32 protein-coding genes, 1 pseudogene and 1 riboswitch are annotated in these 26395 nt (G+C 62.3%); of the genes and pseudogenes, 9 read left to right on the top strand and 24 right to left on the bottom strand.

Features of this window, described 5'->3' with window-relative positions; translation table 11 throughout:
- Positions 1-4: 4 nt before the first annotated feature.
- The 4 genes from V7N12_RS02405 to V7N12_RS02390 all read left to right on the top strand — a co-directional run bounded on the left by V7N12_RS02405 (position 5) and on the right by V7N12_RS02390 (position 2229).
- Positions 5-1168, top strand: a complete 1164-nt coding sequence (locus V7N12_RS02405; RefSeq protein ID WP_333712424.1) for an alpha-hydroxy acid oxidase — start codon at positions 5-7, stop codon at positions 1166-1168.
- A gap of 22 nt (positions 1169-1190) precedes the next feature.
- Positions 1191-1409 (top strand): hypothetical protein, encoded by a 219-nt coding sequence (locus tag V7N12_RS02400; protein WP_333712422.1) that lies wholly within the window; start codon positions 1191-1193, stop codon positions 1407-1409.
- Positions 1410-1560: 151 nt separating this feature from the next.
- On the top strand, positions 1561-1788 hold the full coding sequence (locus V7N12_RS02395) for a hypothetical protein (RefSeq protein ID WP_333712420.1): 228 nt from the start codon (positions 1561-1563) through the stop codon (positions 1786-1788).
- 45 nt (positions 1789-1833) lie between these two features.
- Complete coding sequence (locus V7N12_RS02390) at positions 1834-2229, top strand: hypothetical protein (RefSeq protein WP_333712419.1); 396 nt, start codon at positions 1834-1836, stop codon at positions 2227-2229.
- Positions 2230-2312: 83 nt separating this feature from the next.
- On the opposite strand, the gene V7N12_RS02385 is transcribed toward V7N12_RS02390, so the two are convergent.
- Complete coding sequence (locus V7N12_RS02385) at positions 2313-2525, bottom strand: hypothetical protein (RefSeq protein WP_333712417.1); 213 nt, start codon at positions 2523-2525, stop codon at positions 2313-2315.
- A gap of 350 nt (positions 2526-2875) precedes the next feature.
- On the opposite strand from V7N12_RS02385, the gene V7N12_RS02380 reads away from it, so the two are divergent.
- Positions 2876-3157: a hypothetical protein gene (locus V7N12_RS02380; protein ID WP_333712415.1), complete on the top strand. Its 282-nt coding sequence runs from the start codon at positions 2876-2878 to the stop codon at positions 3155-3157.
- A 56-nt stretch (positions 3158-3213) separates the two neighbouring features.
- On the opposite strand, the gene V7N12_RS02375 is transcribed toward V7N12_RS02380, so the two are convergent.
- Positions 3214-4362 carry an MFS transporter gene (locus V7N12_RS02375; RefSeq protein ID WP_333712414.1) on the bottom strand — a complete coding sequence of 383 codons (1149 nt, stop codon included), beginning with the start codon at positions 4360-4362 and terminating at the stop codon, positions 3214-3216.
- 155 nt (positions 4363-4517) lie between these two features.
- On the opposite strand from V7N12_RS02375, the gene V7N12_RS02370 reads away from it, so the two are divergent.
- Positions 4518-5141 (top strand): 50S ribosomal protein L25/general stress protein Ctc, encoded by a 624-nt coding sequence (locus tag V7N12_RS02370; RefSeq protein WP_333712412.1) that lies wholly within the window; start codon positions 4518-4520, stop codon positions 5139-5141.
- A 91-nt stretch (positions 5142-5232) separates the two neighbouring features.
- On the opposite strand, the gene V7N12_RS02365 is transcribed toward V7N12_RS02370, so the two are convergent.
- Positions 5233-5646, bottom strand: coding sequence for a universal stress protein (locus tag V7N12_RS02365; protein ID WP_333712410.1), 414 nt, complete (start codon positions 5644-5646; stop codon positions 5233-5235).
- A gap of 124 nt (positions 5647-5770) precedes the next feature.
- Here V7N12_RS02365 and pth point away from each other — a divergent pair, with 124 nt between their 5' ends.
- From pth to V7N12_RS02350, 3 genes are read left to right on the top strand one after another with little or no spacing between them, the layout of a single operon-like run.
- Positions 5771-6445 (top strand): aminoacyl-tRNA hydrolase, encoded by a 675-nt coding sequence (pth, locus tag V7N12_RS02360; RefSeq protein ID WP_333712408.1) that lies wholly within the window; start codon positions 5771-5773, stop codon positions 6443-6445.
- Positions 6442-7491: a DUF2332 domain-containing protein gene (locus V7N12_RS02355; protein ID WP_333712406.1), complete on the top strand. Its 1050-nt coding sequence runs from the start codon at positions 6442-6444 to the stop codon at positions 7489-7491. The genes pth and V7N12_RS02355 overlap by 4 nt, the downstream gene beginning before the upstream one ends.
- A gap of 37 nt (positions 7492-7528) precedes the next feature.
- Positions 7529-7909, top strand: a complete 381-nt coding sequence (locus V7N12_RS02350) for a DUF2237 family protein (protein ID WP_333712405.1) — start codon at positions 7529-7531, stop codon at positions 7907-7909.
- On the opposite strand, the gene V7N12_RS02345 is transcribed toward V7N12_RS02350, so the two are convergent.
- From V7N12_RS02345 to V7N12_RS02245, 21 genes and pseudogenes are all read right to left on the bottom strand, one after another.
- Entirely contained in the window at positions 7906-8382 is a 477-nt protein-coding gene (locus V7N12_RS02345) for a helix-turn-helix transcriptional regulator (protein ID WP_333712403.1), read from the bottom strand. The genes V7N12_RS02350 and V7N12_RS02345 overlap by 4 nt on opposite strands.
- Positions 8383-8412: 30 nt before the next feature.
- A complete protein-coding gene (locus V7N12_RS02340) occupies positions 8413-8844 on the bottom strand; it encodes a hypothetical protein (protein WP_333712402.1) in 432 nt (143 codons plus the stop codon).
- Positions 8845-8927: 83 nt separating this feature from the next.
- Positions 8928-9422 carry a PepSY domain-containing protein gene (locus V7N12_RS02335; protein ID WP_333712400.1) on the bottom strand — a complete coding sequence of 165 codons (495 nt, stop codon included), beginning with the start codon at positions 9420-9422 and terminating at the stop codon, positions 8928-8930.
- A gap of 153 nt (positions 9423-9575) precedes the next feature.
- A complete protein-coding gene (trpB, locus tag V7N12_RS02330; protein WP_333712398.1) occupies positions 9576-10802 on the bottom strand; it encodes a tryptophan synthase subunit beta in 1227 nt (408 codons plus the stop codon).
- 76 nt (positions 10803-10878) lie between these two features.
- Entirely contained in the window at positions 10879-11163 is a 285-nt protein-coding gene (locus tag V7N12_RS02325) for an N-(5'-phosphoribosyl)anthranilate isomerase (RefSeq protein ID WP_333712396.1), read from the bottom strand.
- Between the two features lie 34 nt (positions 11164-11197).
- A complete protein-coding gene (locus tag V7N12_RS02320) occupies positions 11198-11833 on the bottom strand; it encodes a phosphoribosylanthranilate isomerase (protein ID WP_333712394.1) in 636 nt (211 codons plus the stop codon).
- 11 nt (positions 11834-11844) lie between these two features.
- On the bottom strand, positions 11845-12201 hold the full coding sequence (locus tag V7N12_RS02315) for a LapA family protein (RefSeq protein ID WP_333712392.1): 357 nt from the start codon (positions 12199-12201) through the stop codon (positions 11845-11847).
- Between the two features lie 94 nt (positions 12202-12295).
- Entirely contained in the window at positions 12296-12577 is a 282-nt protein-coding gene (gene ihfB / locus V7N12_RS02310; RefSeq protein WP_333712390.1) for an integration host factor subunit beta, read from the bottom strand.
- A gap of 240 nt (positions 12578-12817) precedes the next feature.
- A pseudogene (locus V7N12_RS02305) lies at positions 12818-13579 on the bottom strand (NAD(P)H-dependent oxidoreductase).
- Positions 13580-13706: 127 nt separating this feature from the next.
- The gene (rpsA, locus tag V7N12_RS02300) at positions 13707-15380 is read right to left on the bottom strand and encodes a 30S ribosomal protein S1 (protein ID WP_333712388.1); all 1674 of its coding nucleotides are present in this window, start codon (positions 15378-15380) and stop codon (positions 13707-13709) included.
- Positions 15381-15615: 235 nt separating this feature from the next.
- On the bottom strand, positions 15616-16470 hold the full coding sequence (locus tag V7N12_RS02295; protein WP_333712386.1) for a class I SAM-dependent methyltransferase: 855 nt from the start codon (positions 16468-16470) through the stop codon (positions 15616-15618).
- 30 nt (positions 16471-16500) lie between these two features.
- Positions 16501-17124, bottom strand: coding sequence for a (d)CMP kinase (locus tag V7N12_RS02290; RefSeq protein WP_333712384.1), 624 nt, complete (start codon positions 17122-17124; stop codon positions 16501-16503).
- On the bottom strand, positions 17121-18476 hold the full coding sequence (gene aroA, locus V7N12_RS02285; protein ID WP_333712382.1) for a 3-phosphoshikimate 1-carboxyvinyltransferase: 1356 nt from the start codon (positions 18474-18476) through the stop codon (positions 17121-17123). Before aroA ends, V7N12_RS02290 begins: the two co-directional genes overlap by 4 nt.
- 105 nt (positions 18477-18581) lie before the next feature.
- A complete protein-coding gene (gene trmB / locus V7N12_RS02280) occupies positions 18582-19295 on the bottom strand; it encodes a tRNA (guanosine(46)-N7)-methyltransferase TrmB (protein WP_333712381.1) in 714 nt (237 codons plus the stop codon).
- A 51-nt stretch (positions 19296-19346) separates the two neighbouring features.
- Positions 19347-20528, bottom strand: a complete 1182-nt coding sequence (gene metK / locus V7N12_RS02275) for a methionine adenosyltransferase (protein ID WP_333712380.1) — start codon at positions 20526-20528, stop codon at positions 19347-19349.
- Positions 20529-20538: 10 nt separating this feature from the next.
- Positions 20539-20588, bottom strand: a riboswitch (SAM-SAH riboswitch).
- Between the two features lie 35 nt (positions 20589-20623).
- Positions 20624-22111 carry an apolipoprotein N-acyltransferase gene (gene lnt / locus V7N12_RS02270; protein ID WP_333712379.1) on the bottom strand — a complete coding sequence of 496 codons (1488 nt, stop codon included), beginning with the start codon at positions 22109-22111 and terminating at the stop codon, positions 20624-20626.
- Positions 22104-22988, bottom strand: coding sequence for a hemolysin family protein (locus V7N12_RS02265; protein ID WP_333712378.1), 885 nt, complete (start codon positions 22986-22988; stop codon positions 22104-22106). The genes lnt and V7N12_RS02265 overlap by 8 nt, the downstream gene beginning before the upstream one ends.
- A 34-nt stretch (positions 22989-23022) precedes the next feature.
- Positions 23023-23511, bottom strand: coding sequence for an rRNA maturation RNase YbeY (gene ybeY, locus V7N12_RS02260; protein ID WP_333712376.1), 489 nt, complete (start codon positions 23509-23511; stop codon positions 23023-23025).
- A gap of 12 nt (positions 23512-23523) precedes the next feature.
- A complete protein-coding gene (locus V7N12_RS02255; RefSeq protein ID WP_333712375.1) occupies positions 23524-24537 on the bottom strand; it encodes a PhoH family protein in 1014 nt (337 codons plus the stop codon).
- 126 nt (positions 24538-24663) lie between these two features.
- Complete coding sequence (locus V7N12_RS02250; protein ID WP_333712373.1) at positions 24664-25428, bottom strand: hypothetical protein; 765 nt, start codon at positions 25426-25428, stop codon at positions 24664-24666.
- Between the two features lie 155 nt (positions 25429-25583).
- Positions 25584-26372 (bottom strand): hypothetical protein, encoded by a 789-nt coding sequence (locus tag V7N12_RS02245; RefSeq protein ID WP_333712372.1) that lies wholly within the window; start codon positions 26370-26372, stop codon positions 25584-25586.
- Positions 26373-26395 lie beyond the last annotated feature (23 nt).

The following is a 26395-nucleotide window of genomic DNA, read 5'->3' as shown; positions in this document are numbered from 1 at the left end:
CGTCATGCCCGTGATCACCACCATCGATGATCTCAAGCGCCTGCACCGCCGCCGCACCCCCAAGATGTTCTACGACTACGCCGAAAGCGGCAGTTGGACGGAACAGACCTTCCGCGAGAATACCTCGGACTTCGACAAGATCCGGCTCAAGCAACGGGTCGCGGTGGACATGACCAACCGGACCACGGCGTCGACGATGATCGGACAGGATGTCACGATGCCCGTCGCGCTTGCCCCCGTTGGTCTGACCGGCATGCAATGCGCCGATGGCGAGATCAAGGCCGCCCGCGCCGCCGAAAAGTTCGGCGTGCCCTTCACCCTGTCGACGATGTCCATCTGCTCGATCGAGGATGTGGCGGCGCACACCGAAAAACCCTTTTGGTTTCAGGTCTACACGCTGAAGGACGACGATTTCATGAAACGTCTCTTCGACCGTGCGCGCGCTGCGGGCTGTTCGGCGGTGATCATCACGCTTGATCTGCAAATCCTTGGCCAGCGGCACAAGGACCTCAAGAACGGCCTGTCCGCGCCGCCGAAGTTCACGCTTGCCAGCATGGCCAACCTGGCCACGAAATGGCCATGGGGGATCGAGATGCTGCAAACCAGGCGGCGCTTTTTCGGCAATATCGTCGGGCACGCCAAGGGGGTCTCGGACCCGTCATCACTTGCGTCATGGACGGCCGAAGCCTTCGACCATTCGCTTGACTGGGCGCGCGTGGCCCAATTGATGAAAATGTGGGGCGGCCCGGTCATCCTGAAGGGTATTCTGGATGCCGAGGACGCCAAAAAGGCCGCCGAACTGGGGGCCGATGCGATCATTGTCTCCAACCACGGCGGGCGGCAGCTTGACGGTGCGCTGTCGTCGATCCGCGCCCTGCCTGCGATCATGGATGCCGTGGGCGACAAGGTCGAAGTGCATTTCGACAGCGGGATCAGATCCGGTCAGGACGTGCTCAAGGCGCTCGCCATGGGGGCAAAGGGCACCTATATCGGGCGCGCCTTCGTCAACGGCCTTGGTGCGATGGGCGAAAAGGGCGTGACAAAGGCGCTGGAGGTGATCCACAAGGAACTCGACCTGACGATGGCGCTGTGCGGGCGGCGCGACGTCAAGACGCTGGATCGGGACATCCTCTTGATCCCTCAGGATTTCGAAGGCCGCTGGGCATAAGGTAGACACAAGGAAAACCGCGATGCGCAAGATGACGTCGATCATGGCCGCGGTCGCGCTGGTGGCATCGCCTGGCACGCAAGGTGTGGCCCAAACCCTCGACCCGCCCGTCGTCGCGCAAGAGGTGCCGGACAGGGCGGTCACCGGGTCGCTGGGGCCGACCGAAATCCTGATCACGGTTCTCGCGCTCTTGATGGTCTGGGCGGCCTACGATCAGAATGACCGCGCAAACGCCGACTAAACAAGGATATTTCCGCCACAGCTTGGGAATTATTCGTGCGGGCCTGCGGGCGATTCTTGACCCTACCGATGGATCAGATAAGGCGATGGGCGGACCCGGTCGCGCCACTCTTGGCCGATACGGCCAATAAAACCTAATGAGGAGCATCGAGATGCGCATCACCAAAACACTTGCAGCCGCTGCGGCAATCGCAGCCCTGTCCACCACTGCTTTCGCCGGTGGTCTGTCGAACGAAGTCATGGAAGCCCCCGTGGTCGTTCAGGAAGAAATGGCACCTGCCGGTTCTTCGATCAGCCCCGCGATCATCGTTGTCGGCATCCTTGCCGCGCTGCTGCTGGCCGCGAGCCTCGATAGCGACGACGAAGAGGAAGGCGAATAAGTATTCCTGATCCGAATGGATCACCTAAAGGGCAGTCATCATGCGATGGCTGCCCTTCTTGTTTGTCGCGCTGCACCCTGCCTTTTTCGCGTCACGAAATCGTTTGACCTTTTTTCAACTCTGCTGGAATGCTTTCGCGTCGGGTTCCCCGAGCAACTATTGAAACTGGATATTGTCACCATGAAAATGCTTAGGACAATTGCCGCGAGCGCGGCTATCGCGACTTTGGGATCGGCTGCTATCGCGGGCGGCCTTTCGGATCAGATCATGGAAGCCCCTGTCGTGGTGGAAGAGGCAGCCGCAACCACCGGATCGTCAGTCGATCCAGCGCTGATCGTGCTTGCCATTCTTGGTCTGCTGATTCTTTCGGCCTCGCAATCAGAGAGTGACGACTGCGGAACGCCAGAAGAGTGCTTGCTGGAAGCGATCTTCGACGACTAGACGGGCCGGTCCCACTTCAGGCGGAATTCAGATGGCTGGTGGGCGCGGGAACAGTGTTGACCAGCCGAAATCACTTGCGCCATTCACGTCACATTTGCAGCATTCGATGCCAGACGACGTGCCGTCCGCTTGACGTAAGGTCCATTTTTGGAAAAGCCTTCAGGTGTTAGCTTGGTAAATTGGAACTTGGGGAAGGACCTATAGTCAATGAACACTTTCAAAACACTCGCTGCATAACTGGCAATCGCTTCTGTTGCGACAACATCGCTCGCCGGTGGTCTGTCCGACCAGATCATGGAAGCGCCCGTCATCGTCGAGGAAGAGGTCGCTTCCGCAGGGTCATCGATCGATCCGGCGCTGGTGGTGATCGCAATTCTTGGTTTGCTTGTCTTCGCCGCGTCTTCGGATAGTGGCGACGACGCGGGGGATCCTCCGCCCCTGGCTGAGCCATGCCAAAGCGAAGCTCAGTGTGAGTTCTTAATCGGATTACCGAATTAATCGGAAATGAGGCCCGGGCAGGCGCTGCGGTGCCTGCTCTCGCAGTCCAAGAATGGCTTGCCGCCAATTGCGTTTCATCTGGCAAACTCTGCATGGTCGGCACAATGGTCACATCCACGCAAACTTATAAATTCAGGGAGAATACAAAATGAACTTTTTTAAAACTATGGCGGCTGCGGTCGCTATCACATCCGTGGCGACAGTTTCGCTCGCCGGTGGTCTGTCCGACCAGATCATGGAAGCACCCGTCATCGTCGAAGAAGAGGTCGCGGCCGCAGGGTCATCGGTCGATCCGGCGATCATTGTGCTGGCAATCCTCGGGCTGCTGGTTATTGGCGCTAACCTCGGTGGAGATGAAGAAGAACGGCGGGGCGGCACTGTGACTGACCCATGTAACGAAGAGCCCGTACCTGAAGTATGCTTCTTTTAATTTAACGTAAATTAGATGTCGTCGAACAGTTAAGGAGAGGGCTCCGGCCCTCTTCTTCATTGGACCACCGGCCTTTGCCGCGTGCCCGTCACCAGCGCCAAGGGCACTGCCACCAGCAGCAGCCCCGCCACGCAGAGAAACGCCACGCGCAGCCCAAGGGCCTCGGACAGAAGCCCCATCGCGACGGGTGCGAAGAAGAACCCCGAAAACCCGATGACGGCGGTCCGGCTGATCGCCTCGGTCCGCAGATGCGGGGCCACCAGCTTGCCCACCAGCGCCAGCCCAAGGGGGCCGATCACCGACACCCCGAGGCCGAGGATGCCGAAGCCCAAGTATGCGACCATCGGTGCAGGGGCCAGTGCCGCGATCACCGCCCCGCTGGCGGCAAGGATCGACGCGCCGACCACCACATTCACCTCGCGGAACCGTTCGGCCACCGCCTGCCCCGAGAACCGCCCCAAAGCCATCGTCAGCCCCAGCATCGCCGGACCCAGCGCGCCCTCTGCCGCGCCGCCGCCCAATGTGCGCTCGACATGCAGGGCCGACCACGCCTCGACCGTGGCTTCCGACATGAAGGCCACAAGAACGATGGCGCCGCAAAGCAGGATCGGCACCAGCGGGTAGCGTCCGGTATAGCCGTCCTCGGGCGCGACGAAGGTCACATCCATCCGCAGCACCGGCAACAGACACAGCGTCACCAGACCGAAGGCGGCAAAGACGGGACCGGGGGGAATACCGGCCTCGCGCGTGAAACCCACGATCAGCGCGCCCGCCGCATAGGCGACCGAGAACATTGCGTGGTTGGCATTCATCAGGGGGCGCGCGTGGCGGGCCTCAAGCTCGCTGACGCGGGCGTTCATCACCACGTCCAAAAGCCCCGACGCCAGACCGACAAAGGCTATCGACAGCGCAAAGAGCATCGGCACCGTCATATGTCCGGGAAACAGCCACGCTATCGCCAAAAGTGCGGCGGCGGCCTGCATGCTGCGCTTGCCCAAGAACCGGTCCGCCCGCGGCGCCAGCCACATCGCCGAGACCAGCCCCAGCGCCGACCCCAGAAGCAGCGTGCCGAACACCGCATCCGATGCGCCAAGCTGCGCCTTGATCACCGGCACATAGGCGGCAAAGCACCCCCAGAAATAGCCGACGATCACAAAGGCCGCAGCAGGGCGGTAGGAGATTCCAAGAGCGGTGATCACAGACATGCGCGCATCGATGGATCGGAAAAATCCCCAAAGCAACCACCAAAGTTGCGTCCCCGATAAATCCTCTTTTCAATCCGCCACAAAGGCCCTATAGCGCAGGCTTCATCGGGCTCGGACACCCTTGGAGGCGGGCCCCATCATATCGGAGACTTACTATGGCTGGACAGATCCCGGATCTTCACGCCACGGTACGCGCGGGGACAGGCAAGGGGGCCGCCCGCACAGCTCGCCGCAATGGCGACGTACCTGGCATTGTTTATGGCGGTGGCGCAGAGCCACAATCCATCAACATCCCCTTCAACTATCTGCTGACGACCCTGCGCAAGGGCCGTTTCATGTCGACGCTCTTCAACCTCAAGGTCGAAGGTCACGACGATGTGCGCGTGATCTGCCGCGGTGTGCAGCGCGACGTGGTCAAGGACCTGCCGGTCCACATCGACCTGATGCGCCTCAAGCGCACCAGCCGCGTCAAGATCTTCATTCCGGTCGAGTTCGACAATCAGTCCACTTGCCCCGGCCTCAAGAAAGGCGGCGTGCTGACGGTTGTCCGCCCCGAGGTCGAGCTTGAGGTTCTGGCAGGCGACATCCCCGACCATATCACGGTCGATCTGGCCAACGCGCAGATGGGCGACGTGATCCATATCAGCGACGTGACCCTGCCCGAAGGCGCAAAGCCTGTGATCGATCGGGATTTCGTGATCGCGAATATCTCGGCACCGCGTGCCGTGCTTGCCAGCGATGACGACGAGCCCGAGGCCGAGGAAGCCGCGGAAGACTGATCCGTCGCACGGATGAAATCGAAAAGGGGCGCCACGAAGGGCGCCCTTTTTTATGCGCTGCGATCAGGCAGCCAGGGTGTGCGCGGCCCGTCTAGGATCGGTCGCGGACCACGTGAACCGCGCAATGGGCGTGTTGCACCACGCGCGCGGCGGTCGATCCCAGAAAGTAGTCGGCAAGGCCCGGCTTGTGGGACCCCATGACGATACAGTCCACTCCATTGTCCGCCGCATAGTCGATGATCGTGCGGGCGGTATGCCCTGTCACGAATTCGGACCGCACACCGGCGTATTGCGCGGTCTTTTCGGCAAGGATGGATTTCGCCTGCGCCATGCTTGCCTCGATGGCCTTTTGTTCCAGATAGGGGCCGACGGATTTCTGCGGCGATTCGTAGACATGCAGGGCGATGATCTCGCCCTTGCCGCTGGCCAGCCCTTGGGCGACACGCAAGGTCTTGTCTGACACGCCATGGTCAAGCGCCATGGGAACGAGGATCCTGTCATACATCGCAATTCTTCGGACGTGGTGATCTGACTGGCGCAAGAGTGGCACGAAGCGCACGGCCACCACAACTCTTCATGCGGGGTTGTCGCCGCTGGTGCTTGGCTTTGCGCCCGATTAGACTGGGGCCATGAAATTACTTGTCGGTCTTGGAAATCCCGGCGCGAAATACGCGCGCAACCGCCATAACATCGGGTTCATGGCCATGGACCGGATCGCCGCCGACCATGGCTTTGGTCCGTGGCGCGCCAGATTTCAGGGGCAAGTGGCCGAGGGTCGGTTCGGGTCCACGAAGGTCACCTTGCTGAAACCGGACACCTTCATGAACCTCTCGGGTCAGTCGGTGGGCGAAGCGATGCGCTATCTCAAGCTGGACCCGGCGGATGTCGTCGTCTTTCACGACGAGATCGACCTTGCGCCCGGCAAGGTGCGGCTGAAAACCGGTGGTGGCCATGCCGGTCACAACGGCTTGCGGTCGATCCATTCGCATATCGGTGCGGACTATGACCGCGTGCGCCTTGGCGTCGGGCATCCCGGACACAAGGACGCCGTCCCGGGCTATGTGCTGCGCGACTTTCCCAAGGCGGACGAGGCATGGCTGGACGATCTCTTGCGCGGTATCGGCGACGGCATCCCCGCTTTGGTGGCAGGCGACGGGGCAAGGTTCCTGAACGCCATCGCTTTGCGCGTGGCGCCGCCGCGTTCGTCAACGTCGACGCCCAAGGCCAAGCCCGACACGCCGCCAGAGCCGTCGCTGGCGGATGACCGGTCACCGCTGCAAAAGCTGATGGACCGGTTCAAGTGACGCCTGCCCATGTCGCGGCGGCCTTTGCCGTCCAATCCGCTGCCTGTGAAAGCCTTGGATCACCGTTCATGGGGCGATTGATGCGGCTTTGTGCGACAAGGATCTGGCCCGACACTGCGATCACCGACCGGATCTTCGGTTGGGAGGGCGCGATCGGGCCCCGCGACCAATCTGTCCCTTTGCGTCTTGCGGGGGCGCTGCATGCGCTGCACCTGCAAGGTGATCCCCTGCTGGCAACTGTCTATCCGCCGCGTCAGGTCAGCGATGACGCGCTGTGGGAGACCGTCAGTCAGGTTCTAACCGCGCAGACCGACAAGATCGACCGCTGGCTTGACTCTGCGCCACAGACCAACGAGGTGCGGCGCTCTGCGGTTCTGATCGCGGTCGGACATTGGCTTGCAGACCGCTTTGGCCTGCCGATCCGCACCTCGGAACTGGGCGCAAGCGGCGGTCTGAACCTGCAGTGGGATCTTTATGGCATGGACATCGCCGGACAGCGTTTCGGCCCCGAAGATGCCGCGCTGACCCTGACGCCGGCATGGCAGGGACCCAAGCCGCCCGACACCCCGCCCAAGGTGATCGCAAGGGCGGGGGTTGACCTCAATCCGCTTGATCCGACCGATCCCGCAGATGCCCTGCGGCTGCAAGCCTACCTCTGGCCGGATCAGCCAGAGAGGCTGTCCCTGACCCGCGCCGCCATTGCCGCCGCAGGGACGCGGGTTGAAAAGGGCGATGCAATCGACTGGCTGGCCGGACGGCTGGCCATGCAGGACGGCGTGCTGCATCTGATCTATTCGACTGTGGCATGGCAGTATTTTCCGGAGACCGCCAAGACACGCGGCACTGACATGATCGCCGCCGCAGGCGCGCGCGCCAGCCCATCATCCCCGCTTGCGTGGTTCGGCATGGAGAATGACGGCGGCACGCGCGGTGCGGCACTGACCTTGCGTCTCTGGCCCGGCGATCAGAGACTTGCGCTCGGGCGTGCGGATTTCCACGGACGGTGGGTCGCATGGGAAGATCCGTCACAGGGCATGGCCTGCTAGGACTTTCCTGCTAGGTTGACGCCAAAGGAGACCACGCATGGAAAAGGACCCGTCCTTCAACGTTCTCGGCAGCGCATTGGAACCCTGCTCGACCGCACCGATGACCGGCTTTTTCCGGAACGGCGCCTGCGACACCTGTGCCGCCGATCAAGGCAGCCATACCGTCTGCGCCGTGATGACGGACGAATTTCTGGCCTTCTCGAAATATGTCGGCAACGACCTGAGCACCCCGCGCCCCCAATACGGCTTTGCCGGGCTGAAGGCCGGGGACCGCTGGTGCCTTTGTGCGGGCCGGTTCCTGCAAGCCCATGAGGAAGGCTGTGCGCCGCAGGTCAACCTGCATGCAACCCATGTGCGGGCGCTTGAGATCGTCCCGATCGACGTGCTGCGCCGTCATGCGCTGGATGTCGCGGGCTAGCTTGCAGCCAACAACTCGTCGATGAACAGGCTCAGAAGTTGCGGTCGTCCGGTCACACCGGCCTTGCGATAGATGGCGTTCGTCTGCGCCTTGATCGTGCCGTCGCTGACGCCGCGCAGGCCCGCGATTTCCTGTGTCGTCATGCCCTTGATCGCAAAGAGCGCCACGTCACGCTCGGCCGGTGTCAGCTCCCATGCCATGAACCGTTCTTCGAGAACCTCCATGAAGGCACCCGACGCCAGCCTCAACTGATCCTCGACAAGGGCATTGCGCGCCATGGTGCGGCGCAGCACCAACGAGCCCAGAATGACACCGGTGATCAAACCGACCGCCGCGCCGATCTCGATGAATTCGTAAAGCTGCCAGCTATAGGGCCCCAGCCCAAAGATCGAGCTGAGGATCTGAAACACGAAGAAAATGGTGCAAAGGACCTGCACCACAAGGATCGCGATAATGACTTTGGTATTGATCAAAAGGCCGGGGCCCCGCGCCTGGGCTGGCGATCAATCGTCATCATCATCGCCACCGTCATCATCGTCATCGTCATCGTCATCATCGCCGTCATCGTCGTCGTCATCGCCACCACCGCCAGAGCCACCGCCGCCGCCAGAGCCACCACCGCCACCGCCGCCAGAGCCGCCGCCACCACCGCGGTCAGGATCGAGAATACGGGGCGCAGAGGCGCTATCGTCGTCGTCATCGTCACCGACTTCGCGCCAGAAGTCCCGCAAGATTTCACCGGTGCGGGGATCAAAAACGATCTCTCGGCGCATGGCGTCGCGAAATGACACGATACGGACCCGACCAAGCCACGTCCGCGTTACCGTGAAACCCGAGAAGCCCTGGTTTTCAAGCTGGCCGATAATAGATTGTTCAATCGAGACCTGAGTCGATTGCTGGGCCGCCGCGATATGCGGCGACCCAACCAGAGCCATACAGATGGCGAGCTTTTTTAGCATTTTGCCGACTTTCCCGCTCTCAAGCGACGCTCCTCAGATGTGACGACAATGGATCAGTCCTAGTCATCATCATCGTTGTCGTCGCCATCATCATCGTCATCATCGTCGTTGTCATCGTCATCGTCGTCATCGTCATCATCGCCGTCGTCATCATCGTCGTCATCATCGTCGTCATCGTCATCGCGATCGCCGCGACCATCGTCGCCGCGGTCATCATCGTCGTCGTCGTCATCATTGTCATCGTCCGACCGGCCGACGAAATCTTCGTCTTCCGTTTCGAAAGAAACGCCCCTGCGGTCGGCATCATCGGAATCCGCACGTTCGATTTCCTGTTCCAGAATTGCGCCGGTCAACGAATCATAGACGACTTCCAGCTTCATGCCATTGCGGATCGCCTCGACCTTGAACTGCGTCGGGCCGGTCTTGACCTCGATGCTGTCATAGTTTTCCGCCTGCAGCGTGCGAACCACCTGGTCCACGTAAGACGATTGGGCAGATACGGCTGATGTGGTCAGCAGGAAGGCTGCGGTGGTGGAGAGCAAGAGTTTCTTCATTGTGTCAGTCCTTTCAGTGTCGACGTCCGGCAGGATTGCAAGACGTTGACCCGAGCAAACCGATCACCGACCGATTTCGATAGTAGTATCGGGTTTAGGCGGCGACCCGTAAACACATGGCGAACGCCCCTAAACGAAAGTTTAGGCCTTTCCCTAAAGTTTCATGTCGAAGCCAAGATGTTTGGCCACCGTAAAGATGTCCTTGTCCCCTCGGCCGCACATATTCATCACCAGCAAGTGGTCTTTCGGCAGGTCGGGCGCGATCTTCATCACATGCGCCAGCGCGTGCGAGGGTTCGAGCGCGGGGATGATTCCCTCGAGCGCGCAGCACAGCTGGAAGGCTTCCAGCGCTTCCTTGTCGGTGATCGACACGTATTCGGCGCGGCCGATGTCGTGCAGCCAGGAATGTTCCGGCCCGATGCCGGGATAATCGAGACCCGCCGAGATCGAATAGCCTTCGAGGATCTGTCCCACCTCGTCCTGCAACAGATAGGTCCGGTTGCCATGCAGCACGCCGGGGCGTCCGCCGGTCAGCGAGGCGCAATGTTCCATCCTGTCGTCCACGCCCTTGCCGCCAGCCTCGACACCGATGATGCGGACGGATGTGTCGTCAAGGAACGGATAGAACAGCCCCATGGCGTTCGATCCGCCCCCGATGGCCGCGATGATCGTGTCAGGCAGGCGGCCTTCTGCGGCCTGCATCTGGTCCTTGGTTTCCTTGCCGATGATCGACTGGAAATCGCGGACCATCGCCGGATAGGGGTGCGGGCCAGCGACGGTGCCGATGCAATAGAATGTGTCGCGCACATTGGTCACCCAGTCGCGCAGCGCGTCGTTCATCGCATCCTTCAGCGTGCCGCGCCCCGAGGTGACAGCGATGACCTCTGCCCCCAGCAGCTTCATGCGGAAAACGTTGGGTGCCTGACGCTCGACGTCATGGGCGCCCATGTAGACCACGCATTTCAGCCCGAACTTGGCACAGACCGTCGCGGTCGCAACGCCATGCTGGCCCGCACCGGTTTCCGCGATGATCCGCGTCTTGCCCATGCGGCGGGCAAGGATGATCTGGCCCAGCACGTTGTTGATCTTGTGCGCACCGGTATGGTTCAGCTCGTCGCGCTTCATATAGACCTTGGCGCCGCCCAGATGATCAGTCAGACGTTCGGCGAAATAGAGCGGGCTGGGGCGGCCGACGTAGTGGGTCCACAGATCGTGCATCTCGGCCCAGAAGGTCGGATCTGTCTTGGCGTGTTCGTATTGCTCTTCCAGCTCGAGGATCAGCGGCATCAGCGTTTCGGACACGAAGCGCCCGCCGAATTGGCCAAAGCGCCCCTGTTCATCCGGGCCGGTCATGAAGCTGTTGAAGAGATCATTTGCCATAAGACACCTACCGTTTTCGCAAGTGTCAGAAGTAACGGGTCAATGGTCGGAGGTAAAGCGCCCAAGGTTGCGCGGATCAGTCAAATCCTCGCCGAGGATTTGACGCCAATTTCTCGCGAGAAATTGGCTCTCCGGCGATCTGACGTAACGGTTCACGATTGCAGAAGACGAGAACCTGATCAGCGTTTTCGACTGCCGTGAAGCCGCGTCTCGCGATTTCGGCTGCAAAGAGCTTGCGTCCCACCATCCGCTCCATGTCGCGGGTCTTGCGGCGCACCACACCGCCATCCCGCGCTGCCTGCGCGTTGAAGAGATGGCGAAACCAGGCTTCGGGCGATTGAGGAGGTATTGCCGTGGACATGACGGCAATCTCTGTGGTGAAGGTTAATTTGTTCCTAACCCCCGAAGGCCGCCTGACAGAATGCACCGATCTTCGCTGCATCCTTCACCCCCGGTGCTGCCTCGACACCAGATGAGACATCCACCTGCCTTGCGCCCGTCAGCCGGATCGCCTCGGCGACATTGCCTGCATCCAGCCCGCCCGCCAGCATCCATGGCACCGGCCAGCGGCGCCCCGCGATCAACCGCCAGTCGAAGGCAAGGCCGTTGCCGCCCGGCAAGTCCGCATCTTTTGGGGGTTTGGCATCGACCAAAAGCTGATCGGCGACCCGCGCATAGATTGCCAAAGCCGCGAGGTCGGCTTCATCCGCAACGCCAACCGCTTTCATCACCGGCAGCCCATAGCGGACGCGCACCTCTGCCACCCTTTCAGGGCTTTCGGACCCGTGAAGCTGCAGCACGTCAATCGCCACTTCGGATGTGATCTGGTCCAGCAGGGCGTCACCCGCATCGACCACAAGCGCCACTTTGGCCACGCCTGCGGGCACGTCTGCCGCCAGCGCGCGCGCCTCGGCAACCGATACGTTGCGCGGTGATTTGGGAAAGAAGACAAAGCCGACATATCCCGCACCCGCTGCCACGGCAGCGGCAACATCATCCGCCGTCCGCAGACCGCAGATCTTCACGCGCATGTCGGTCCGGGTCATTTCGACTGTTCGAGCAGCGCCAACACGTCATCGCCATCGGCACTGCGCCCCGAGGCACCACGCAGTTGCGCGACCTCGCGGCGCAGGCTTTCGACCTCGCGCGCCTTGCCGCGGGCATCGACGCGGATGCGGTGTTCACGCACCCATTCCCACAGGAAGCCGATCATCAGACCGACCCCGACGCCCAGAAAAATCACGACGAACATCGGCAATTGGATATCGGGGGAAAGACCAAGCAGATTGCCCAGGGCCTCGGGCATCGCGCGCACGGTCACGATATCGCGGTTCGCCAAGCCGATCAGGATCAGGCAGAGGCCGATGATCGCCCAAAAGGTATAGCGGATGGTTTTCATGTTGGCCTCTTCACCTTGTCGCAGCGGCTTGTCCCAGCCTGCGTATCTTCCCATGAGATAGGCAAATGCCGGCCAAGCGCAACCGCCGGGATCCTTATTTGCCGTTCAGACGGTCCCGCAGCAGTTTGCCGGTCTTGAAGAAAGGAACGTGCTTTTCCTCGACCGCGACCGCCTGGCCGGTGCGCGGGTTGCGCCCGACACGGCTGTCACGCTTCTTGACCGAAAAGGCGCCGAACCCGCGCAATTCGACCCGGTCGCCGCGCGCCATCGCCTCGATGATTTCATCGAAGATCGTGTTCACGATCTTTTCAACGTCGCGTTGGTAAAGGTGCGGGTTCTCATCGGCGAGCTTCTGGATCAGTTCGGAACGGATCATCGTTTGGCCTCCCAGCACCTAAGACTATGTGCAGGTTTTCCCTGCTTTTCAAACGACTATAGGCAAATTGCGGCTTTGGTGAAATAGTCGCATTCCGTGCTTTTGGTCGAAAACAAGCTGCCAGCGCCCTGAAATCCGGTTTTGAGCGCCCCAACCATGCACCCGCGTGACGCAAACCACGCGTTGCGAATTCCCAACCTGCACACCGATTCGCGGCCAGAACCGCCCGCAAGGCGCAGACTAGGGATCATGCCGGATGAACGGGCCATAGCTGGGCCGGTCGGCGCGCAATTTTCCTTCTTCGTCAAAATCCGTGTCAGCGTTGAACGCGATCCGAGGCAAGGCGTCGAACTGCGCCACGACCTGCGCCTGATCTGCAAGAACCTGGCTAAGGCGCGTTTCCAGCGCGTCACGTCTCGCCTCTTTGAAATAGCCGTGCACCCCGTGGACAAAGCGCGGCGCGAGCACGTCAAAGCCCAAATAGCGCATCGTATAGGCCAGCGGCCAAAGCAGCAGACGGGCGTCGCCTTCCTTGCCATTGTGCGCGGCTTCCGCCGCCTTCGCGCCGGTCGTCACACAAAAGAGCACTTTCTTGCCTCGGGAAAGCCCTGCGTCGAACCGCGCATCGACACGGTGCAGCGCCCCGTGGGCCAAGGCGCGGTCGCACCATCCCTTCAGGATCGCGGGCGGCGCGAACCACCACATCGGAAAGTGAAAGATGATCCGGTCGGCGGCCTTGATCTTTGCGACCTCGCCCGCGATCTCGTCAGGCAGATCACCGGTCGCCGCACGCTGCTCTTGCGCCTTGAGGGGGTCGAACGGCGCATCGCCCCAGCCGTCTTAACGCGCCGCCGCCTCTGCCGGATGAAGCCCCATCGCATAAAGGTCCGACCAGATGACCTTGTGCCCTTGCGCAGTCGCGGCCTCTGCCGTGGCGCGCGCCCAGGCGGCATTGAACGAACGGGGGTCGGGATGGGCGAGGACGATCAGGGTGGTCGGCATGGCTTGGGTCTCTTTCGGGATGCGCGCAAAATCCCAGACCCCGCCGCGATTGTCGAGGACCCGGCAAAAGAAAACCCCCGCCGCAGGTGTCTGCGGCGGGGGCCGAATTCAGACCGTCAGGTCGGACTTAGTCGTCGCCCTTCAGCGCCGCACCAAGGATATCGCCAAGCGAGGCACCGGAATCGGACGACCCATACTGTTCGACCGCTTCCTTTTCCTCGGCGATTTCGCGCGCCTTGATCGACAGACCCAGCTTGCGGGTCTTGCTGTCGATGTTGGTCACACGGACGTCGACCTTGTCACCGACCTGGAAACGCTCGGGGCGCTGCTCGGACCGGTCACGCGACAGATCAGAGCGACGGATGAAGGATTTCGCGCCTTCATAATCGACCTCGATCCCGCCGTCTTCGATCTTGGTCACTTCGACCGTGATGACCGAACCGCGCTTCACGCCACCGGTGGCCTCGGCGAAGGGATCACCGTCCAGCGCCTTGATCGACAGGCTGATACGCTCTTTCTCGACGTCGACTTCGGACACTTTCGCCTTGACGATATCGCCCTTGCGGAAGTCGCCGATCACGTCCTCGCCACGGCCTTCCCATGTCAGGTCGGACAGGTGGACCATGCCGTCGATGTCGCCTTCGAGGCCAATGAACAGACCGAATTCGGTGATGTTCTTGACTTCGCCTTCGACCTCGGTGCCCTCGGGATGGGTCTCGGCAAAGACTTCCCACGGGTTGCGCTGTGTCTGCTTGAGACCAAGGGAAACGCGGCGCTTGGCGCTGTCGATTTCCAGAACCATGACGTCGACTTCCTGGCTGGTCGAGACGATCTTGCCGGGGTGGACGTTCTTCTTGGTCCAGGACATTTCCGAGACGTGCACCAGACCTTCGACACCGGCCTCCAGCTCGACGAATGCGCCGTAGTCGGTGATGTTGGTCACGCGGCCCTGATGGACCGACCCAAGGCTGAACTTGGCTTCGACGGCATCCCATGGATCGGCCTGCAACTGCTTCATGCCAAGGCTGATGCGGTGGGTTTCCTTGTTGATCTTGATGACCTGCACCTTGATCGTCTCGCCGATCGACAGGATCTCGGAAGGGTGGTTCACGCGGCGCCATGCCATGTCGGTGACGTGCAGCAGGCCGTCAACACCGCCGAGGTCAACAAACGCACCGTATTCGGTGATGTTCTTGACCACGCCGTCGACTTCCTGACCTTCGGTCAGATTGCCGATGACTTCGGCACGCTGTTCGGCACGCGATTCTTCGAGGATCGCGCGGCGCGAGACAACGATATTGCCACGGCGACGGTCCATCTTCAGGATCTGGAACGGCTGCTTGAGACCCATCAGCGGGCCCGCGTCACGCACGGGGCGCACATCGACCTGAGAGCCGGGCAGGAAGGCGACCGCACCGCCGAGATCGACAGTGAAACCACCCTTCACGCGACCGAAGATCGCGCCATCGACACGCTCTTCATCGGCATAGGCTTTTTCCAGACGGTCCCAGGCTTCTTCGCGGCGGGCCATTTCGCGGGAAATGACGGCTTCGCCACGGGCGTTCTCGACCTGACGCAGGAACACTTCGACAGTGTCGCCGACTGCGATTTCAGGCACTTCACCGGGATTTGCGAATTCCTTGAGATCAACGCGGCCTTCCATCTTGTAGCCGACGTCGATGATGGCCTGGCCCGCTTCGATTGCGATGACCTTGCCTTTGACGACCGAGCCCTCGCTCGGTGTGTCCATTTCGAAGCTTTCGTTCAAGAGTGCTTCAAACTCGTCCATTGTGTTAGCCATGTGGCGTCGTTTTCCTAACGTTTGGTTTATACGGGCCGTGCGGTTGTCTCCGCCGGTCTTTCGATGGATTGCTCACCAAAGGTGAGACGAGGTTTCAGTTGGACGATCACGCCGCTGCGGAAAGAAAACAAAGAGGGCCGGTTGATACCGACCCTGCCCAAGTCATCTGCCCGCGCCTGTCCCGACGCTTCGACAGGGGGCGTATAGGCTGCCTCGGCCTTGTTTGCAAGGGTCTTCAGACAGGCCTGAGGACCATCATCAGGTAGATATTGTTCGCCGCAAAGACTGCGGCGTTCCGGGTTTGCCGGTTCAAGCGCTGATCCAGCCGCGCGCGCCTGCGCGGGCTCAGGAACCGGCGCAGGGTCCACCGGATCGCGCGGCGCGTCTTGGGCCGCTTGTCGGCAAGTTCACCATCCACACGGGTGATGGCATAGCCGATCACATTGAAAAGCCCCTGCTCGAGGTCGATCGAAGGTGCCACATCGGTGGTGATGTCGATCTCGTCGCTGCCACGCAACCCCAACTGCGCAACCGTCTTGCGAAACGCGGCGATGGGATGCCCCCCGCCCGTGACGGCATGGACCTTGTCAGGCGTGAAGCCTTCGCTGCGAAAACAATCGGCAAGCACGATCCTGCCCCCTTCGGCCAGCAGATCGAGACATTTGGCCAGCCCCTGATCCAGCGGGATATACTGGAAACTCTCCGAAAAAAGGCAGACATCGAACCGGCCTTCCAGCCGCGCGTCTTCGAATGTCGCCTCGTGGACCACCGCCTGCGGCGCGTTGCGGCGACAGCGTTCGGCAAGATAGGCGCTCGGCACCACGATCTCGACCTGATGGCCCAGCGCGATCAGCTTGCGCGCCGTTTCGCCCGCACCACCGCCGATATCGAGGATGCGGCAGGGCTGCGGCGGCAGCCGCTCGAACAGCAGGTCGGTATAGGCCGCCTGCGCCGTCCCGAGATTGGCAGCGCAGACCTCCAGCCCCTTCCAATAGCCGTAGTGCAGGTTCTCGGCGCCTGTCAGCCATTTCGAGAAACTGAGCCCGATATCAAGGCCAAGGCTGCGGGTGTCGATTTTCTGATCTGCCATGGCGTGATGTTGCCGATTGGCGGGGGCATGTCAAACGCTGTCGCGGGCGGCGGGATGGGCGGCGACCACGGCAATCGCGCGTGCGACGGCTGCGGCGACCGTCAGGTCCGAGGTATCCAGCAGCACCGCATCCTCGGCGGGCTTCAACGGTGCGGCCACGCGGCCACTGTCGCGGGCATCGCGGGCTTTCACGTCTTCGAGCACTGTCTCGTAGACAACATCCATCCCCCCCGCGCGCAACTCGGCAAAGCGGCGTTCGGCGCGACAGGCGGGGCTGGCGGTGACGAAGAGCTTCACCTCTGCCTCGGGGCAGATCACCGTCCCGATGTCGCGACCGTCCAGCACCGCACCGCCCGTGCGGCGGGCAAAGGCCTTCTGAAAATCGACCAAAGCGGCGCGCACCTCGGGGATCACCGCCACCTCGCTGGCCGCCTGCGCCACGGCGGGGGTCCGCAGGGAGGCGTTTTCCAGATCGGAGGGATCGAGCGATCTTGCAGCCACCACCGGATCGGCCCCGCCCAGCACCTTCGCCCCGACCGCGCGGTAAAGCAGCCCGGTGTCCAGATGCGCAAAGCCGAAGTGCGCGGCCACCGCCTTCGAGATCGTCCCCTTGCCCGCTGCGGCAGGTCCATCGATGGCGACAGTGAAGATCATGCCGTGTTGGCCCGCACGATCTGCGCCCCGAGATCGGCCATCAGGCGTTCGAAGATCGGAAAGGAGGTGGCGATCGGACTGCCGTCATCGACGCGCATCGGCTTTTGCGTGGCCATGCCCATGACCATGAAGGACATGGCGATCCGGTGATCAAGCTGGCTGGCCACGGTCGCACCGCCCGGCACATTGCCGTGACCCAGACCGGTGAGCTTCCACCAATCCTCGCCCTCGTCCACCTGCAGGCCCGCAGCGCGCAACCCCTTGGCCATGGCATCGATCCGGTCGCTTTCCTTGACGCGCAACTCTTTCACGCCCTGCATGTCGGTCACGCCTTCGGCAAAGGCCGCGACAACCGACAGCACCGGATATTCGTCGATCATGCTGGCGGCACGTTCCGGCGGCACGGCGATGCCCTTCAAGTTGGGCGAGAACTTCGCGCGCAAATCGGCCACCGGCTCGCCCCCTTCCTCGCGCATGTTTTCGTAGGTCAGATCGGCGCCCATCTCGCGCAGCGTGGTGAACAACCCGGCCCGCGTCGGGTTTAAACCGATATTCGGCACCAGCACATCGGAGCCGGGCACGATCAGTGCCGCACAGACAGGAAACGCCGCCGACGAGGGATCACGCGGCACGACGATGGTCTGCGGGCGCAACTCGGGCTGGCCGGTCAGCGTGATGACGCGGCCTTCGTCGGTGTCCGCGACGGTCAGCGTCGCACCGAACCCCTGCAACATGCGTTCGGTATGGTCGCGGGTTGCCTCTTTCTCGAACACCACGGTCTGGCCCGGCGCATTCAGCCCCGCCAGCAGCACCGCCGATTTGACCTGCGCCGAGGGCACGGGCACCACATAGCGCACCGGCACCGGATCGGCGGCGCCGACCAGCGTCATCGGCAAACGGCCCCCCTTGCGACCGACAGCCTGCGTGCCGAAGAGCGCCAGCGGATCGGTCACCCGCCCCATGGGCCGGCCATTCAGCGAGGCATCGCCGGTGAATGTCACCGTGATGGGCGAGGTCGCCATCGCCCCCATGATCAGGCGCACGCCGGTGCCGGAATTCCCGCAGTCGATCACGGTCTGAGGTTCGGCAAAGCCGCCGACACCGACGCCCGCAACCGTCCATGCGCCACCGCCATGGTTGGTCACCGTGGCCCCGAAGGCCCGCATCGCCTTGGCGGTATCCAGCACATCCTCGCCTTCCAGCAATCCGGTGATCTGCGTCTCGCCCACCGCCATGGCGCCAAGGATCAGCGCCCTGTGCGAAATCGACTTGTCACCCGGCACATGGGCCGTGCCCCTCAGCGGACCGCAAGGGCGGGATGTCATCGGGATCGGGGTGCCGTGGCCGGACATGGGGGGCTTCCTTCGTTGCTTGCCCGCCTCTTAGCGCAGCCGCTCACAAGGGTCCATTCCCCGGCCTCGCTTTGCGCAAAATACTCCCGCCGGAGGCATCAGGTCTCACAACCGGCGGAAGGTCAGATAATGGGGGGTGCGCCCCTCGCGCAGGGCCTTTTGCTCATAGCGTGTCGACATCCAGTCGCCCCAAGGCGCACGCCAGTCACGCGGGGTTTCAGCCAACCATGCAAAGCCATGCCGCGGCACCTGTTCCAGCGTCTGGCGGACATAGTCGGGAATGTCGGTCGCCACCCGCAGTTCCGCGCCCGCCTGCATCACGCGATGCAGCGGCTCCAGATGCTCGGGCGTCACGAAGCGGCGGCGGTGATGGCGCTTCTTGGGCCAGGGGTCGGGATAATTGAGAAACACCTTGGAGATACTCTGCGCCGGCAGCACATCGAAGAGATCGCGCGCATCGCCGGGATGGACCGCCAGATTGGCGACCCCGGCCTGCCGGATCTTGCCCAAGAGCATCGCGACCCCGTTGATGAAAGGCTCGCAGCCGATCAGCCCGATGTCGGGATAGGTCTTCGCCATATGCACCAGATGCTCGCCCCCGCCGAAACCGATTTCCAGCCAGACCGGCTTGCCGCCAAAAGGGCCGTCAAGGTCCAGAGGGTTGCGGTCGGGGTTCACATCCCAGCCGACCGGTCCCGGCGACAAGGCCGCGAGATCGCTGTCGAGGTATTCCTGCTGGCTGGCACGGATCGTCTTGCCGCGAAAGCGGCCATAGAAATTGCGCCATGGCGCGCCCGATGGGTGGTTGGTCTTGCTCATGCGCGGGGCTTTACCAAGGGCAAGGGGCGCCGTCCACAGCGCCCCGCCTTGTCAGACGGCCTTCGCCAGGGCGTCGGCCAGATCGGTCTTTTCCCAAGAAAAGCCGCCGTCGGCCTCGGGCGCACGGCCAAAGTGGCCGTAGGCGGCGGTGCGCTGGTAGATCGGGCGGTTCAGTTGCAGATGCTGGCGGATGCCGCGCGGGGTCAGGTCCATAACGCGGGCGACGGCCCTTTCGATCGCCGCCGGATCGACCTCGCCGGTGCCATGGGTGTCGGCGTAGATCGACAGCGGTCTGGCCACGCCGATGGCATAGGACAGCTGGATGGTGCAGCGTTCCGCCATGCCTGCGGCCACGACGTTCTTGGCCAGATAGCGCGCGGCATAGGCAGCCGAGCGATCGACCTTGGTCGGATCCTTGCCAGAAAACGCACCACCACCATGCGGTGCGGCACCGCCGTAGGTATCGACGATGATCTTGCGCCCCGTCAGCCCTGCGTCCCCGTCAGGGCCACCGATCACGAAGGTGCCTGTGGGGTTCACCCACCATTCCGTCGCGTCGGTGATGAACCCTTCGGGCAGGACCTCGCGGATGTAGGGTTCGACGATGGCGCGGATATCCGCGCTGGTCTGGCCTTCATCCGCATGCTGGGTGGACAGCACGATGGAAGTCACCTCGACCGGTTTGCCGCCTGCATAGCGCAGCGAGATCTGGCTTTTCGCGTCGGGGCGCAGGGTCGGCTCGGCACCGGATTTGCGGACCTCGGCCAGACGGCGCAGGATGGCATGGGCATATTGGATGGGCGCGGGCATCAGCGCCTCGGTTTCGGTGGTGGCGTAACCGAACATGATCCCCTGATCGCCCGCCCCTTCGTCCTTGTCCTTGGCGGCATTCACACCTTTGGCGATATGCGCGGATTGTTCATGCAGCAGGTTGGTGATCTCGCAGGTCGCGTGGTGGAATTTGTCCTGCTCGTAGCCGATGTCCCTGATGCAGTTGCGTGCGATATCCTCGACCCGCGCCACATAGTCCTTCAGCTTGTCCTGATCGGACAATCCGACCTCGCCCCCGATCACGACACGGTTCGTCGTGGCAAAGGTTTCACAGGCGACGCGCGCCTCGGGTTCCTCGCTCAGGAAAGCGTCCAGAACTGCGTCAGAGATGCGGTCGCATACCTTGTCGGGATGCCCCTCGGAGACGGATTCCGAGGTGAAGATATAGTCTTGCCGTGCCATGTTGATGAAGTGCTCCGATGAAAGTTACGCCGCCACGTCAGGAAGCCGTTGTGGCGGCAGGGTGCCTTTTGCCATATGGGGGTGACCCTGAAAGGTCAATCGCTATCCCGTTTTCGGCGCAGAAATCCAGCGCCCAGCAAAAGGATCAGCACGGTGATCACGGGACCATCGCCGAAATGCGCATAAAGTGTCGGCGCCAAGGCAGGCGGCAGGGGTGCATCCAAAGCGCCGTCCACACCCAGCGGCAACGACGCAGTGATCCGGCCATAGGGGTCGATCATCGCGCTGACACCGGTATTGGCGACACGGACCATCGGCAGCCCCTGTTCGATGGCACGCAGCCGCGCCTGAGCCAGATGCTGCAAGGGCCCCGCCGCCTTGCCGAACCATGCGTCATTGGTGATCAGCAAGAGCAGCCGGCGGTGCGAGATGTCGGCGACGATCTCTTCGGCGAAAATGCCTTCGTAGCAGATCAGCGGGATCGCTGATCCGATGCCCGGAATGTCGATCAACGCAGGGGCCGTGCCGGGGGTGAAGCCGCTGCCCACCAATCCCGCCATGCCGACATTGCCCAGCAGCCCTGCGCCGGGAAAATACTCGCCGAAGGGCACCAGATGGCGCTTGTCGTAGATGGCGGTGATCTTTGCCCCTGCTTCCATCAGCACCAGACTGTTGAAGATGTTCCGGTCGTCGTCGAACCGCTGGATGCCGAAGACCAGCGGCGCGCCGCGCGCGGCATCCGCGAGAAGGGACAGATCGTCTTCCACGAAATTGAGCAGATAGGGCACCGATGTCTCGGGCCAGACCACCAGATCGGGCACATCCCCTTCGGCGGTCAGCCGCACGGACCGGTTCAGGAACAGATCGCGATAGGCCGGATCCCATTTCTGCGCCTGCGGCGCATTGGGCTGCACCATGCGGACGATGGGGCCGTCGATGTCGCCGGGATTCTGCGGCGGGGCGAGGGTCAAGGCTGCGACGGCCAGTCCCGCAAGCCCCACGCCAGAGACGATCCGCCATCCTCGCGCGAAAAGCCCCGCCAGGGCCAGTGCGGCGACGACTGTCACCAGTGTCAGCAGATGCGGACCGCCGAAAGCGGCCAGTTGCGCGACCGATGTTTCGATCCAGACATGCCCCAGCAGCGCCCATGGAAAGCCGGTCAGGATCAGCGACCGCAGGACTTCGACCCCGGTCAGCGTCATCGCAAGGCCCCAGCGCCCCAGCCGCAAGCGCGCCGTCACCCATCCTGCCAGCGCCCAGAAAAGCCCCGCGCCAGCCGCCATCAGAACCAGCGCGAAGGGCGCCATCCAGCCGTGGCGGGCGATGTCGACCAGAAACGGCTCGACGATCCAGCGCAGCGAGAACCCGAAGTAGCCGATCCCGAAAACCCACAGCGCCGCACCCGCCTTGCGCGGCGCGCCGAAACCGTCCGACAGGACCAGCACGAAGGCCAGGGCGATCAATGTCACCGGCCATAGATCAAGGGGCGCCTGCCCCAGGCCCGCCACAACACCCAAGGCGGCCAGCACGGCAAACCGGACCCGCCCACGCTGGCCCGCAAACCAAGCGACGATGTCAGCCATTCTGTCTGGCGGCAATCCGCACCCGCAGGCGCTTGATCCGGCGGGGGTCGGCATCGACCACCTCGAACTCGGGGCCGTCGGGATGCACGATCACCTCGCCCCGCGCGGGCAGGTGGCCCGCCAGCATCGTGACAAGACCGCCCAGCGTGTCGATCTCTTCCTCATCGATTTCATCGTGATCTGTCAGCGCCATGCCGATCTCGGCCTCGAAATCCTCGAGATCCGTGCGCGCCTGCGCCAGATAACAGCCCGGCTTTTCCATGACCCAGGACTTGGCCTCTTCGATGTCGTGTTCATCCTCGATCTCGCCCACGACCTGTTCGATGACATCCTCGATCGTGACCAGCCCGTCGGTCCCGCCGTATTCGTCGATGACAAGGGCCATGTGGATCCGCTCGGCCTGCATCTTTTGCAGCAGGACGCCCAGCGGCATGGACGGGGGCACGAAGATCAGCGGGCGCACCATCGCGCGCAGATCAAGCGGCGAGTTGCCGTTGAAGCCGTGCTTGAGCGCGAAATCCTTGAGATTGGCGACCCCCAGCGGCGTATCCAGCGTGCCATCATAGACCGGCACGCGGGTCAGGCCGCTGGTCCGGAACACCTCGACCAGTTCTTCCTTGTCGATGGTGACAGGCACCGCCACGATATCGGGCTTTGGGACCGATACATCCTCGACGCGCATCCGCCGCAGGTTGAGCATCCCGAGCACCGAACCGGCCGCGCGTGGCTTGTCATCTGGATGCGGCGCTGTCCTCTGGTCGGCTTTCGGCAGGACGATCGCCTGTCGCAGCCGGGACCACAATCCCGGTGATGGTTCTGTCGTCTCCTCATGCGCGCCATGCGCTGCGCTAGAGGGACCCACGCCGTTGTCGCCCATTGATGCCCTTCAAATCAACCGCGGTCCTTGCCGCCTAATCCTTATATGGGTCAGCAATACCCAGTTTGCCAAGGATTTCTGTCTCCAATCCTTCCATGAGTGCGGCATCCCCGTCACGCTGATGATCGAAACCCAGAAGATGCAGCGTGCCATGGACCAGAAGATGGATGGTATGGTCGCGCAGTGGCTTGGCCGCGGCGGCCGCCTCGCGCGCGCAGGTGTCAAAGGCGATGGCGATGTCGCCCAATTCGGTATCGGGGCCGATCTGCGGGGGCATCGGCATTTCCCCGTCCACCACCGCGCCGCGCTCGTCCGAGGGCCAGCTGAGCACATTGGTCGGCTGCGGCTTGTCGCGAAAGTCGGCGTTCAGCGCGGCGATGCGCGCGTCATCGCAGGCCAGAAGGCTGATCTCGAAGACCGACGGTTCCAGCCCCAACCGGTCAAGCACCGCATGTGTCGCGATGTCCGCCAGTGCGTCGATATCGCCCCAGCGGTCGTCCTCGATGATGCAATCGACGGTCATCGGCGGGCCGCGTCAGCTTTCGGCATCTTTCTCATAGGCTTCGATGATCGCCGCCACCAGCGGATGCCGCACCACATCTTTCGAGGTGAAATAGTTGAAGCTGATCTTGGGGATGCCCTGCAGCAGGCGTTCGGCATCCGACAGGCCCGAGGCCACCCCGCGCGGCAGGTCGATCTGGGTCCGGTCGCCGGTGATCACCATGCGCGAGCCTTCGCCCAGACGGGTCAGGAACATCTTCATCTGCATCGTGGTGGCATTCTGCGCCTCGTCCAGCACGACAAAGGCATTCGCCAGCGTCCGCCCGCGCATGAAAGCAAGCGGCGCGATCTCGATCACCTTTTCCTCGATCATCTTGGCCGACTGCTTGCCCGGCAGAAAATCGTTCAGCGCGTCATAAAGCGGCTGCATGTAAGGATCGACCTTGTCCTTCATGTCGCCCGGCAGATAGCCGAGCTTTTCGCCCGCCTCGACCGCAGGGCGCGACAGGATGATCTTGTCGACATGGCCGCTGATCAGCATGTTCACGCCGACGGCCACGGCCAGATAGGTCTTGCCGGTGCCCGCAGGCCCGATGCCGAAGGCCAGTTCGTTATCGAACAGTGCCTTCACATAGGCCTTCTGCGCATCCGTGCGCGGCTCGATCAGCTTTTTGCGGGTCTTGATCTCGACCCGCGCAGTCTCGCCCTTGAACAACTCGATCTGGTCGCCGTCACGCGCGCCGCCATCCGCAGGCTCTACCCCCATCCGCAATTCACGGTCGAGATCTCCTGCTTCGAGCGACCGCCCGGCCTCTAGCCGGTGATAGAGCGCGCGCAGCACATTTTCGGCATCCTTGCGCGCCTCGGTCTCGCCATGCACGGCAAGATGGTTGCCGCGCCGGATGATCTGCACGCCAAGGGCGTTCTCGATTGTGGTAAGGTTGCGGTCATATTCCCCGCAAAGATCGATGAGAAGGAAGTTATCGGGAAAATCCAGCATGGATTCTGAGATAGCTTCGGCGGGCGGGGTCAGGGCACTGGTGGCCAAGCAGCTCTCCTTTGAGTCGATATGCAAGCATGGTGGCCGCTTGCACCGCTGGGCGCAAGTGAAGTCATGCAACAATCGCCAAGATTGCGGAACCGTGACCTGCTTCGATCAGAAACGCAGCCCCGGTCAGTCCTGCAGGAAGAATGCGCCCGTCTCGAGATAGTCGTCCCCCGTCCGGCTATGCACGAAATCCAGTCCACCCACCACCTCATCACCGGTCAGGCCGGCAATCAGGCCGTCGAAAGTCCCCGCTTGGGCATCGGTGACGGACAGCGCATTGATGTCGCCCCCCGAGGTCACGCCAGAGAACAGCCCCTGACTGTTGATCGGTCCCCAAAAGACCACGTCGTCGGACGTCACACCGATGGCCGCGTCGCCGGTCGGTCCGAGGACGGTTCGGCCGCTGATCCCCCCATAGACATCGCCGCCTGCAAAATCGACATCGAGGGCGGCGGCCCCGTTGATGATAAAGACGACATTTCCGTTGCCGGTGTTCGTGACAAGGCCGACATAATCGCCGGAATAGTAGACCTCACCCAAAGGCAACACCGTTCGGTCGAGCCGGCTGTAAATAACGCCCGTTCCCTCCATGTCGTCACGGATCAGGGCGACCGTAGAATCCAGTGTTTCGGATGCGAACAGCATTTCGCCGCTACTGCTTCCGGCGCCACCGAACTGGCCATAGTCAAGATTGCCGTTTTTCGGCAGGTTGGCGAGGTTCGCCCCCCCAAGTTCATAGGAAATGCCGCAAAAGTCGCCGACGCAACCCCAGCCGACAGCCGGTGTGTTCCGCGACACGGTCGTCGGAACCGGTTCACCAGACGACCCGCCGGAAATGCTACAGGCGGCAAGAAGCGTTCCCACCAGGGCGGTCGAAATCAGAATACGCATTGTCAAAATCCTTTCTCAGGCATCAATGGGTTTTTGGAAGCGCTTTGGCCGCGGCGTGAGGGCATCCTGACCGGTGGCACCGCTGGGCGTGAGGGATATCCTGCTCGCCGAAATTGCCAGACCGTGAATGTGAACCGCCAGAAACAAGGCATGGTTCAGTCTTCAAGGTAGAAAGCACCTGTCTCGAGGTAGTCGTCCCCTGTCCGGCTGTGCACGAAATCCAAGCCTCCCACGACCCAGAAGCCGTCCGGACCCGCGATCAGGCCGTCGAATGTGCCGTCCTGGGCATCGGTGACAGACATCGCACTGATGTCGCCACCCTCAGTTACCCCCGAGAACAGCCCTTGTGAGTTCACTGTACCGATCATCAGGACGTCTCCGGCGGTCACCCCGATAGCCGCATCACCGCTCGGGCCAAGGACGGTACGATTGCCGACAGCCCCCAGAACGCTGCTGATACCGAAATCGAAAGAAAGTGATGCGTCCCCGTTGATGACGTAAATGACGTTGTCGTTGGCGGCATTGGTGACCAGACCGACATAGTCGCCAGAATAGCCAGTATCGCCTGCGGGTAGCTCTGACAGGAAATCACGGCCGTACAAGACGCCCGTTCCGCCAAACTCGTCGCGGATCAATGCGACAGAGACAGTGCTGCTGTAGCCCGGGCCCAATGCCAATCTTTCGACCGCGAACAGCATCTCACCGCTGCTGCTTCCGGCACCTTCGAATGCGCCGTAAGCAAGATCAGCATCTTTCGGAAGATCGGCAAGTTCCAGCACCCCTTCAGTGTAGGAGATACCGCAAAAGTCGTCGGTACACCCCCAACTCACAGCCGGCGTATTCCGCGACACGGTCGTCGGAACCGGTTCACCGGAACTGCCGCCGGAACTGCCGCAGGCCGCAAGAAGTGTCCCCACCAGGGCGGTCGAAATCAGAATACGCATTGTCAAAATCCTTTCTCGGGCGA

It is taken from the genome of Yoonia sp., from assembly GCF_036770585.1.
In the GTDB taxonomy this organism is placed as follows: domain Bacteria; phylum Pseudomonadota; class Alphaproteobacteria; order Rhodobacterales; family Rhodobacteraceae; genus Yoonia.
The sequence above is the reverse complement of the archived record's forward strand: the minus strand, read 5'-3'. Positions and strand labels throughout refer to the sequence as shown.

What these genes read in the sequence shown, in the direction of transcription:
- V7N12_RS02335 (WP_333712400.1), bottom strand. Translation starts at nt 9,422, where the DNA reads ATGAAGAAACTCTTGCTCTCCACCACCGCAGCCTTCCTGCTGACCACA.
- V7N12_RS02315 (WP_333712392.1), bottom strand. Translation starts at nt 12,201, where the DNA reads ATGAAAACCATCCGCTATACCTTTTGGGCGATCATCGGCCTCTGCCTG.
- V7N12_RS02370 (WP_333712412.1), top strand. Translation starts at nt 4,518, where the DNA reads ATGGCTGGACAGATCCCGGATCTTCACGCCACGGTACGCGCGGGGACA.
- V7N12_RS02325 (WP_333712396.1), bottom strand. Translation starts at nt 11,163, where the DNA reads ATGTCCACGGCAATACCTCCTCAATCGCCCGAAGCCTGGTTTCGCCAT.
- metK (WP_333712380.1), bottom strand. Translation starts at nt 20,528, where the DNA reads ATGGCACGGCAAGACTATATCTTCACCTCGGAATCCGTCTCCGAGGGG.
- trmB (WP_333712381.1), bottom strand. Translation starts at nt 19,295, where the DNA reads ATGAGCAAGACCAACCACCCATCGGGCGCGCCATGGCGCAATTTCTAT.
- V7N12_RS02405 (WP_333712424.1), top strand. Translation starts at nt 5, where the DNA reads ATGCCCGTGATCACCACCATCGATGATCTCAAGCGCCTGCACCGCCGC.
- V7N12_RS02395 (WP_333712420.1), top strand. Translation starts at nt 1,561, where the DNA reads ATGCGCATCACCAAAACACTTGCAGCCGCTGCGGCAATCGCAGCCCTG.
- V7N12_RS02245 (WP_333712372.1), bottom strand. Translation starts at nt 26,372, where the DNA reads ATGCGTATTCTGATTTCGACCGCCCTGGTGGGGACACTTCTTGCGGCC.
- V7N12_RS02350 (WP_333712405.1), top strand. Translation starts at nt 7,529, where the DNA reads ATGGAAAAGGACCCGTCCTTCAACGTTCTCGGCAGCGCATTGGAACCC.
- aroA (WP_333712382.1), bottom strand. Translation starts at nt 18,476, where the DNA reads ATGTCCGGCCACGGCACCCCGATCCCGATGACATCCCGCCCTTGCGGT.
- V7N12_RS02400 (WP_333712422.1), top strand. Translation starts at nt 1,191, where the DNA reads ATGCGCAAGATGACGTCGATCATGGCCGCGGTCGCGCTGGTGGCATCG.
- lnt (WP_333712379.1), bottom strand. Translation starts at nt 22,111, where the DNA reads ATGGCTGACATCGTCGCTTGGTTTGCGGGCCAGCGTGGGCGGGTCCGG.
- trpB (WP_333712398.1), bottom strand. Translation starts at nt 10,802, where the DNA reads ATGGCAAATGATCTCTTCAACAGCTTCATGACCGGCCCGGATGAACAG.
- rpsA (WP_333712388.1), bottom strand. Translation starts at nt 15,380, where the DNA reads ATGGCTAACACAATGGACGAGTTTGAAGCACTCTTGAACGAAAGCTTC.
- ihfB (WP_333712390.1), bottom strand. Translation starts at nt 12,577, where the DNA reads ATGATCCGTTCCGAACTGATCCAGAAGCTCGCCGATGAGAACCCGCAC.
- V7N12_RS02365 (WP_333712410.1), bottom strand. Translation starts at nt 5,646, where the DNA reads ATGTATGACAGGATCCTCGTTCCCATGGCGCTTGACCATGGCGTGTCA.
- pth (WP_333712408.1), top strand. Translation starts at nt 5,771, where the DNA reads ATGAAATTACTTGTCGGTCTTGGAAATCCCGGCGCGAAATACGCGCGC.
- V7N12_RS02320 (WP_333712394.1), bottom strand. Translation starts at nt 11,833, where the DNA reads ATGCGCGTGAAGATCTGCGGTCTGCGGACGGCGGATGATGTTGCCGCT.
- ybeY (WP_333712376.1), bottom strand. Translation starts at nt 23,511, where the DNA reads ATGACCGTCGATTGCATCATCGAGGACGACCGCTGGGGCGATATCGAC.
- V7N12_RS02250 (WP_333712373.1), bottom strand. Translation starts at nt 25,428, where the DNA reads ATGCGTATTCTGATTTCGACCGCCCTGGTGGGAACGCTTCTTGCCGCC.
- V7N12_RS02390 (WP_333712419.1), top strand. Translation starts at nt 1,834, where the DNA reads ATGGCTGCCCTTCTTGTTTGTCGCGCTGCACCCTGCCTTTTTCGCGTC.
- V7N12_RS02340 (WP_333712402.1), bottom strand. Translation starts at nt 8,844, where the DNA reads ATGGCTCTGGTTGGGTCGCCGCATATCGCGGCGGCCCAGCAATCGACT.
- V7N12_RS02375 (WP_333712414.1), bottom strand. Translation starts at nt 4,362, where the DNA reads ATGTCTGTGATCACCGCTCTTGGAATCTCCTACCGCCCTGCTGCGGCC.
- V7N12_RS02295 (WP_333712386.1), bottom strand. Translation starts at nt 16,470, where the DNA reads ATGGCAGATCAGAAAATCGACACCCGCAGCCTTGGCCTTGATATCGGG.
- V7N12_RS02265 (WP_333712378.1), bottom strand. Translation starts at nt 22,988, where the DNA reads ATGGGCGACAACGGCGTGGGTCCCTCTAGCGCAGCGCATGGCGCGCAT.
- V7N12_RS02290 (WP_333712384.1), bottom strand. Translation starts at nt 17,124, where the DNA reads ATGATCTTCACTGTCGCCATCGATGGACCTGCCGCAGCGGGCAAGGGG.
- V7N12_RS02385 (WP_333712417.1), bottom strand. Translation starts at nt 2,525, where the DNA reads ATGATCTGGTCGGACAGACCACCGGCGAGCGATGTTGTCGCAACAGAA.
- V7N12_RS02380 (WP_333712415.1), top strand. Translation starts at nt 2,876, where the DNA reads ATGAACTTTTTTAAAACTATGGCGGCTGCGGTCGCTATCACATCCGTG.